The organism is Streptomyces sp. NPDC002130, assembly GCF_040296465.1.
Taxonomy (GTDB): Bacteria; Actinomycetota; Actinomycetes; order Streptomycetales; family Streptomycetaceae; genus Streptomyces.
This window is the reverse complement of the sequence record NZ_JBEOXI010000313.1, coordinates 1-8,031: the sequence shown is the minus strand read 5'-3', so window position 1 is coordinate 8,031 and position 8,031 is coordinate 1. Positions and strand designations below refer to the sequence as shown.

Genomic DNA, 8,031 nt, shown 5'->3' with positions numbered 1-8,031 from the left:
GGCGGTATGTGCGGCTTGGGTTCTCGGCGGGTGGGGACACGCGATGATGGTGCACTTCCTCGCCGTCGGCCTGGTGTTCTTCTGGCCGATCATGGGCGTGGACCCGGGCCCGCACCGCCCGGGCTATCTGATGCGGATGCTGGAGCTGTTCGCGGGCATGCCCTTCCACGCGTTCTTCGGGATCGCGCTGATGATGGCGTCCGAGCCGATGATCGGGACGTTCAAGAACCCGCCCGCCTCGCTCGGCATCGAGGCGCTCTCCGACCAGAACGCGGCGGGCGGCATCGCCTGGGCGTTCAGCGAGATCCCCTCCGTGCTGGTGCTGGTGGCCCTGCTGTTCCAGTGGTACGCCTCGGACCAGCGGCAGGCCAGGCGCACCGACCGGGCCGCCGACCGCGACGGGGACAAGGAGCTGGAGGCGTACAACGCCTATCTGGCCTCGCTGAACACGCCGGGGCGCTGAAAGCCTCTTCGGTACGGGCCGTGCGCGCCGGGCGTCCGCCGGGCACCATGGAGGGACCGAACCATGAGGAGGGTGTTGCGATGCCCGGTTCCACGAACGGTTCCAACTCGACGAAGACCATGGGAGCGCTCACGCTGGGCGGGCTGGTGGTGGTGACGGCCTACACGGTGGCGCTCGGGAGCAACGGCTGGCTGTGGTTCGGCTGGGTCGTGCTGGGTTTGATCACCCTGGGACTGGTGGTCACGACGCGCAGCACCTGACGGCTCATTCGCGGGTCAGCCGGCCTGTGGAGTGCACGCCGGGCTGGTACTTCGGGAGCCGGACGGTGATCTTCATGCCCGCGCCCACGGCGGTTTCGATGACGAGCCCGTAGTCGTCGCCGTAGACCTGGCGGAGCCGGTCGTCGACGTTGGAGAGGCCGATGCCGCCCGAGGGGCTGACCTCGCGGGCGAGGATGCGGCGGAGCAGGCCGGGGTCCATGCCGGCGCCGTCGTCCTCGATGACGACGAGGGCCTCGGCGCCCGCGTCCTGTGCGGTGATCTGGATGTGGCACTTGCCGGAGGACGGGGCCTTGCCCTCCAGGCCGTGCTTGACGGCGTTCTCGACGAGCGGCTGAAGGCAGAGGAACGGCAGGGTCACCGGCAGCACCTCCGGCGCTATCTGGAGGGTGACGGCGAGGCGGTCGCCGAAGCGTGCCCGCACCAGCGCCAGGTAGTGGTCGATGGCGTGGAGCTCCTCGGCGAGGGTGGTGAAGTCGCCGTGCCGGCGGAACGAGTAGCGGGTGAAGTCGGCGAATTCGAGGAGCAGCTCGCGGGCGCGCTCGGGGTCGGTGCGGACGAACGAGGCGATCACCGCGAGCGAGTTGAAGATGAAGTGCGGGGAGATCTGGGCCCGCAGCGCCTTGATCTCGGCCTCGATGAGGCGGGTGCGGGACTGGTCGAGATCGGCCAGTTCCAGCTGGACCGAGACCCAGCGGGCGACCTCGCCGGCGGCCCGGACGAGCACCGCCGACTCGCGGGGCGCGCAGGCGACCAAGGCTCCGTGCACCCGGTCGTCGACGGTGAGCGGGGCGACGACCGCCCAGCGCACCGAGCAGTCGAGGCTGTCGCAGGTGAGCCTGAAGGCCTCACCACGGCCGGTTTCCAGGGCGCCCGCGAGGCGTTCCATGATCTCGGTGCGGTGGTGGGAGCCGTCGCCGTCCCAGACCAGGACCTGGGCCCGGTCGGTGAGGCAGAGTGCGTCCGTGCCGAGCAGGGAGCGGAGTTTGCGGGCGGACTTGCGGGCGGTCTCCTCGGTCAGGCCGGCCCGCAGCGGGGGCGCGGCGAGGGAGGCGGTGTGCAGGGTTTCGAAGGTGGCGTGCTCGACGGGGGTGCCGAGGCCGGCGAGGCTCTTGGCCCGCGCGGTGCGGCGTCCGAGCCAGACTCCGAGGGCGAGCACCGGGAGCACGGCGACGCACAGGCCCGCCAGGAACCCGCTCATGCCGTCACCTCCGTGCGCAGTTCCTCGGGCAGGTGGAACCGGGCCAGGACCGCCGCCGTGCCGGGCGGGACCCGGCCGGGAGTGGCCAGGGAGACCAGGACCATGGTGAGGAAGCCCAGCGGCACCGACCACAGCGCGGGCCAGGCGAGCAGGGCGTGCAGGGCGGCGCCCTGGCCCGGGTAGCCCGCCATGGTCGCGGCGACGGCGATCAGGGCGGAACCGCCTCCGACCAGCATCCCGGCGGCGGCGCCGGGCGGGGTCAGCCGCCGCCACCAGATGCCGAGGACGAGCAGCGGGCAGAACGAGGACGCCGAGACGGCGAAGGCCAGCCCGACGGCGTCGGCGACCGGCAGCCCGCCGACCAGGACGCTCGCCGCGAGGGGCACGGCCATGGCGAGGACCGTCCCGAGGCGGAAGTGCCGCACCCCCCGGGACGGCAGGACGTCCTGAGTGAGCACGCCGGCGACCGCCATGGTCAGGCCGGAGGCGGTGGAGAGGAAGGCGGCGAAGGCGCCCCCGGCGACCAGCGCGCCCAGCAGGTCGCCCCCCACTCCCCCGATCATGCGGTCGGGCAGCAGGAGGACGGCGGCGTCCGGGTCGCCGGTGAGGGTGAGTTCGGGGGCGTAGAGACGGCCGAGAGCGCCGTAGAGCGGGGGCAGGAGGTAGAAGGCGCCGATCAGGCCGAGGACCGCGACGGTGGTGCGGCGGGCGGCGACGCCGTGCGGGCTGGTGTAGAAGCGGACCACGACGTGCGGCAGGCCCATGGTGCCGAGGAACGTGGCGAGGATCAGTCCGTACGTGGCGTACAGCGGGCGTTCCTCTCGGCTCTCGGCCTGCGACGGGGACAGGTCGCCGCCGCTGCGCTCGGCCTCGGGGACGGGGGCACCCCGGGCGAAGGTGAGCCGGGTGCCGCGCTCGATGCGGTGGCTTCCGGCGGTGAGTTCCAGGCGCGTGCCGGTGTGGGTACGGCCGTCGACGGTGCCGGTGACCGTGACGCTCAGGGGCCGGTCCAGCTTCAGGTCGACCGAGTCGTCGACGCGCACGACGCGCTGCTCACGGAAGGTGGCCGGTTCGTCGAAGGCGTTCCGGGGCGCTCCGTCGCTCTGCCAGGTGAGGACCAGGAACAGGGCGGGGACGAGCAGCGCGGTGAGTTTCAGCCAGTACTGGAAGGCCTGGACGAAGGTGATGCTGCGCATGCCGCCGGCGGCGACGGTGGCGGTCACGACGACGGCGACGATCACTCCGCCGAGCCAGTCGGGCGCCCCGGTCAGCACGGTCAGGGTGAGTCCGGCGCCCTGGAGCTGGGGCAGCAGGTACAGCCAGCCGACGCCGACGACGAAGGCACCGGCGAGGCGCCGCACGGCCTGGGAGGCGAGGCGGGCCTCGGCGAAGTCGGGGAGGGTGTAGGCGCCGGAGCGGCGCAGCGGGGCGGCGACGAAGAGCAGCAGGACCAGATAGCCGGCGGTGTAGCCGACCGGGTACCAGAGCATGTCGGGGCCCTGGACGAGGACGAGGCCCGCTATGCCGAGGAAGGAGGCGGCGGAGAGGTATTCGCCGCTGATGGCGGCGGCGTTGAGGCGGGGTCCGACGGTGCGGGAGGCGACGTAGAAATCGGAGGTGGTGCGGGAGATGCGCAGGCCGAAGGCGCCGACGAGGACGGTCGCGACGACGACGAGGGCGACGGCGGGGATGGCGTAGCTGGAGTTCATCGGTATGGCTTCAGCGGTCTTCGACGAGGCGCACGAAGTCGCGTTCGTTGCGCTCGGCGCGGCGGACGTACCAGCGGGCGAGCAGCACCAGCGGGAGGTAGAGGCCGAAGCCGAGGACGGCCCATTCCAGGCGGCGGGCGTCGGGCATCGCCGCGAAGAGCAGCGGGAGCGGGCCGACGAGCAGGCCGAGGACCGCGAACACGGCGAGGGCGGCGCGCAGTTGGGTGCGCATCAGGGAGCGGACGTAGGTGTGGCCGAGGGTGGTCTGCTCGTCGATCTCGGTGCGCGGGCGGTAGCGGCCGGAGGAGGGCTGGGGGTACCGCCCGCGTGCGCGAAGCCGGGCGTGGGGAAGGGTCTGCCGCGGTGGGCCGGTGACGACGACGCGGCGTTCGCTGTGGTCCTGGGGCACCGTCACGGCCTCCGCATGAGCAGGTCGCGCAGTTCACGCGTGTGGCGCCGGCTGACCTGGAGCTCCTCCGAGCCGACGAGGACGCTGACGGTGCCCGCGTCGAGGCGGAGTTCGCCGATGTGGCGCAGGGCGACGAGGTGGCGGCGGTGGATGCGGACGAAGCCGCGGGAACGCCAGCGCTCCTCCAGGGTGGACAGCGGGATGCGCACCAGGTGGCTGCCCTTGTCGGTGTGCAGACGGGCGTAGTCGCCCTGGGCCTCGACGTGGGTGATGTCGTCGACGGCGACGAAGCGGGTCACGCCGCCGAGTTCGACGGATATGTGGTCCGGGTCGGGCTCGTGCACGGGGATGCGCGGGGCGGCGCCGCGCAGTTCGGCGGCCCGGCGGACGGCCTCGGCGAGGCGCTCCTTTCGGACCGGTTTGAGGACGTAGTCGACGGCCTTGAGGTCGAAGGCCTGCACGGCGAAGTCCTCGTGGGCGGTGACGAACACGACCAGCGGCGGCCGGGCGAAGCCGGTGAGCAGCCGGGCGAGGTCGAGACCGTCGAGGCCGGGCATCTGGATGTCCAGGAAGACGACGTCGATGGCCTCGGGCCCGCCCGGGCCGGACTCCAGGGCGCGGTTCATGCGGCGCAGCGCCTCGGTCGCGTCACCGGCACCCTCGGCGCTGCCGATGCGGGGGTCGGCGTGCAGGAGGTAGAGCAGCTCCTCCAGGGAGGGGCGTTCGTCGTCGACAGCCAGGGCGCGCAGCATGAACCCGGAGTGTAGGGGTGATCCGAACGTCTGGACATGTGCCGGGGTGGACGTTCGCGCCGGATGCGGTGCCCGCGCCCGGCGGGGCGCGGCCCGGGGTGCCGCTGGATACAGTGCCCGCATGAACAGCAGGTCCACGCCGTTCGACGAACTCGACCGGAAGATCATCACCGCGTTGATGGCGAACGCGAGGACGTCGTTCGCCGAGATCGGTACGGCGATCGGGCTGTCGGCCACGGCGGTGAAGCGGCGGGTCGACCGGTTGCGCGAGACAGGTGTGATCACCGGGTTCTCGGCGACGGTGAAGCCGTCGGCGCTGGGCTGGCGCACGGAGGCCTACGTCGAGGTGTACTGCGAGGGCGCCGCTCCGCCGCGGCGGCTGGCCGAGGTGGTACGCGACTACCCGGAGATCGCCGCGGCGATGACCGTGACCGGCGGCGCGGATGCTCTGCTGCACGTGCGGGCGCGGGACGTGGAGCACTTCGAGGAGGTGCTGGAGCGGATCCGGCAGGAGCCGTTCATCCGGAAGACGATCAGCGTGATGGTGCTGTCCCATCTGCTGCCGGAGAGCCCGGAGGCGGGGGCGAGTCATCCGGCCCCGGAGGGGCTCCCCGGCGGCGCAGCAGACGTGCGCTGAGCGGCTGGAAGACGCAGCGTTCCTGCGCGAACGCGCAACCTTTGTTTCTTGTCGGGCACCGCCGCCAGTTCCTACCGTTGTGTCAACCCCCAGTCACACACCGTGAGGAAGCGGAGGGACCCCTCTGTGCCCGACTCCCGTGTGCCGCGCCGGCGGCGCTACCTCGTCTGCGAACCCAGACACTTCGCCGTGCAGTACGCGATCAACCCGTGGATGCATCCCGACGAACCCGTCGACGTCATCCGCGCCCTGGACCAGTGGCAGGCGCTGGTCGACACCTACCGTGCCCACGGCCATACCGTGGACAGTGTGAAACCCGTTCCCGGCCTGCCCGACATGGTTTTCGCCGCGAACGCGGCGGTCGTCGTCGACGGCCGCGTCTTCGGCTCGCTCTTCCACGCGCCCGAGCGCCGTCCCGAGTCCGTGCCGTACGAGGCGTGGTTCAAGACGGAGGGCTACGACGTCTACCACCCCGAGTCGGTGTGCGAGGGCGAGGGCGACCTGGTGCCGGCCGGCCGCTGGATCCTGGCCGGGACGGGCTTCCGGACGACCCGGGAGGCCCACAGCGAGGTGCAGGAGTACTTCGGGACGCCGGTGATCAGCCTGACGCTGGTGGATCCGTACTTCTACCACCTGGACACGGCCCTGTTCGTCCTCGAGGAGGGGCGCGACGGGAACATCGCCTACTACCCCGAGGCGTTCTCGCCGGGCAGCCGCGAGGTGCTGGCCCGGCTGTACCCGGACGCGGTGCTCGCCACCCGCGAGGACGCGATGGCGTTCGGGCTCAACTCCGTCTCCGACGGGCGCCACGTGTTCATCTCACCGGGGGCGACGGGCCTGGCCGAGCAGTTGGCCGGCCGTGGCTACGTCCCCGTCCCCGTCGACCTGTCCGAGTTCCAGAAGGCCGGTGGCGGCATCAAGTGCTGCACCCAGGAGATCCGGGAGACCCGCTCATGACCGCACCCGTCCGCACCGACGACTCGCAGGAGACGCGCGGCTCGCAGGAGACCCGTGGCTCGCAGGAGCTGATCCGCGCGGAGGAGCCGGTCCTCGCGCACAACTACCACCCGCTGCCGGTCGTCGTCGCCCGCGCCGAGGGCACCTGGGTGGAGGACGTGGAGGGGCGGCGCTACCTCGACATGCTGGCCGGCTACTCGGCCCTCAACTTCGGCCACCGGCACCCGGCGCTGATCGAGGCGGCCCACCGGCAGCTCGACCGGCTGACCCTCACCTCGCGCGCCTTCCACAACGACCGGCTCGCCGAGTTCGCGGAGCGGCTGGCGGCGCTGACCGGCATGGACATGGTGCTGCCCATGAACACCGGCGCGGAGGCGGTGGAGAGCGGGGTGAAGGTGGCCCGCAAGTGGGCCTACGACGTCAAGGGCGTACCGGCCGACCGGGCGACGATCGTGGTCGCGGCGGACAACTTCCACGGGCGTACGACGACGATCGTCAGCTTCTCCACCGACGAGACGGCCCGGGCGGGCTTCGGGCCCTTCACCCCGGGGTTCCGGGTGGTGCCGTACAACGACCTGGCCGCGATGGAGGCGGCGGTCGACGAGACGACGGCGGCGGTGCTGATCGAGCCGATCCAGGGCGAGGCGGGGGTGATCATCCCGGACGAGGGCTATCTGGCCGGCGTGCGGGAGCTGACCCGCCGCAAGGGATGTCTGTTCATCGCGGACGAGATCCAGTCCGGGCTCGGCCGCACCGGCCGGACGCTGGCGGTCGAGCACGAGCCGGTGGTGCCGGACGTGCTGCTGCTCGGTAAGGCGCTGGGCGGGGGCATCGTGCCGGTGTCGGCGGTGGTCGGGCGCCGGGAGGTGCTCGGGGTGCTGCACCCGGGTGAGCACGGCTCGACCTTCGGCGGCAATCCGCTGGCGGCGGCGGTCGGTACGGCGGTGGTGGAGCTGCTGGAGACGGGCGAGTTCCAGCGCCGCGCGGCCGAGCTGGGCGTGATCCTGCGCGACGGTCTGACGGCCCTGGTCGGCAGGGGGGTCGTCGGCTTCCGCTCGCGCGGGCTGTGGGCGGGCGTCGACATCGACCCCGCACTCGGCACCGGCCGCGAGATCAGCGAACGCCTGATGCGCCAGGGGGTCCTGGCGAAGGACACCCACGGCTCGACGATCCGCCTGGCCCCACCGCTCACCATCACGGGCGAGGAGCTGACGGGGGCACTCGGGGCGCTGGAGAAGGCACTGGGGTAAGGGGGCCGAGGTCACCGGGGCGGGGGCGGCGACCCGAGACGGGCCGACCGCTCCCCTTCCCGCGAGGCGGCCCAGGGACCCGCCCGTCCCTCTCCACGAGGCGGCACAGGGACCCGCCCGGCTCGACCGGTCGGGTGCCGCACAGGCGTCCACACCGGCGGCCTGCTCGCCCCGCATCGACCGGCCCTTCGCCGCGCGGACGAAGTCGGGCCGACGTGCTCGTCCCCGCGCCGGCCACCCCGCGCCGACCGGCCCCTTCGCCGCGCAGAGGCAGCCGGGGCGCCGTGCTCGGCTCAGGCCGCCCGCCCGCATCGACCAGCCCTTTCGCCGCGCGAACGGAACCGGGCCGACCTGCTCGTCCCCGAGCCGACCGCC

9 protein-coding genes are annotated in these 8,031 nt (G+C 72.5%); 5 read left to right on the top strand and 4 right to left on the bottom strand.

Annotation, left to right across the window (positions count from 1 at the left end; translation table 11 throughout):
• A partial coding sequence (locus ABT116_RS36455) for a cytochrome c oxidase assembly protein (RefSeq protein WP_351643068.1) occupies positions 1-463 on the top strand: 463 nt, incomplete at its 5' end.
• A gap of 80 nt (positions 464-543) precedes the next feature.
• Positions 544-723, top strand: a complete 180-nt coding sequence (locus ABT116_RS36450) for a hypothetical protein (RefSeq protein WP_030835374.1) — start codon at positions 544-546, stop codon at positions 721-723.
• A gap of 4 nt (positions 724-727) precedes the next feature.
• Here the strand turns inward: ABT116_RS36450 and ABT116_RS36445 are convergent, their stop codons facing one another.
• From ABT116_RS36445 to ABT116_RS36430, 4 genes are read right to left on the bottom strand one after another with little or no spacing between them, the layout of a single operon-like run.
• The gene (locus ABT116_RS36445) at positions 728-1,942 is read right to left on the bottom strand and encodes a sensor histidine kinase (protein WP_351643065.1); all 1,215 of its coding nucleotides are present in this window, start codon (positions 1,940-1,942) and stop codon (positions 728-730) included.
• Positions 1,939-3,651, bottom strand: coding sequence for a sodium/solute symporter (locus tag ABT116_RS36440; RefSeq protein WP_351643063.1), 1,713 nt, complete (start codon positions 3,649-3,651; stop codon positions 1,939-1,941). Before ABT116_RS36440 ends, ABT116_RS36445 begins: the two co-directional genes overlap by 4 nt.
• Before the next feature lie 10 nt (positions 3,652-3,661).
• The gene (locus ABT116_RS36435) at positions 3,662-4,060 is read right to left on the bottom strand and encodes a hypothetical protein (protein ID WP_351643070.1); all 399 of its coding nucleotides are present in this window, start codon (positions 4,058-4,060) and stop codon (positions 3,662-3,664) included.
• A gap of 2 nt (positions 4,061-4,062) precedes the next feature.
• Positions 4,063-4,812, bottom strand: coding sequence for a LytR/AlgR family response regulator transcription factor (locus ABT116_RS36430; protein WP_351643062.1), 750 nt, complete (start codon positions 4,810-4,812; stop codon positions 4,063-4,065).
• A gap of 121 nt (positions 4,813-4,933) precedes the next feature.
• On the opposite strand from ABT116_RS36430, the gene ABT116_RS36425 reads away from it, so the two are divergent.
• The 3 genes from ABT116_RS36425 to rocD all read left to right on the top strand — a co-directional run bounded on the left by ABT116_RS36425 (position 4,934) and on the right by rocD (position 7,656).
• Positions 4,934-5,449: an Lrp/AsnC family transcriptional regulator gene (locus tag ABT116_RS36425; protein ID WP_351643060.1), complete on the top strand. Its 516-nt coding sequence runs from the start codon at positions 4,934-4,936 to the stop codon at positions 5,447-5,449.
• A gap of 126 nt (positions 5,450-5,575) precedes the next feature.
• A complete protein-coding gene (gene ddaH, locus ABT116_RS36420; RefSeq protein WP_351643058.1) occupies positions 5,576-6,406 on the top strand; it encodes a dimethylargininase in 831 nt (276 codons plus the stop codon).
• A complete protein-coding gene (rocD, locus tag ABT116_RS36415) occupies positions 6,403-7,656 on the top strand; it encodes an ornithine--oxo-acid transaminase (RefSeq protein WP_351643056.1) in 1,254 nt (417 codons plus the stop codon). Before ddaH ends, rocD begins: the two co-directional genes overlap by 4 nt.
• Positions 7,657-8,031: the final 375 nt, after the last annotated feature.

Bases quoted from the DNA above. Each gene is read 5' to 3' on its own strand.
- ABT116_RS36430 (WP_351643062.1), bottom strand. From the start codon at position 4,812: ATGCTGCGCGCCCTGGCTGTCGACGACGAACGCCCCTCCCTGGAGGAG.
- ABT116_RS36425 (WP_351643060.1), top strand. From the start codon at position 4,934: ATGAACAGCAGGTCCACGCCGTTCGACGAACTCGACCGGAAGATCATC.
- rocD (WP_351643056.1), top strand. From the start codon at position 6,403: ATGACCGCACCCGTCCGCACCGACGACTCGCAGGAGACGCGCGGCTCG.
- ABT116_RS36445 (WP_351643065.1), bottom strand. From the start codon at position 1,942: ATGAGCGGGTTCCTGGCGGGCCTGTGCGTCGCCGTGCTCCCGGTGCTC.
- ABT116_RS36450 (WP_030835374.1), top strand. From the start codon at position 544: ATGCCCGGTTCCACGAACGGTTCCAACTCGACGAAGACCATGGGAGCG.
- ABT116_RS36440 (WP_351643063.1), bottom strand. From the start codon at position 3,651: ATGAACTCCAGCTACGCCATCCCCGCCGTCGCCCTCGTCGTCGTCGCG.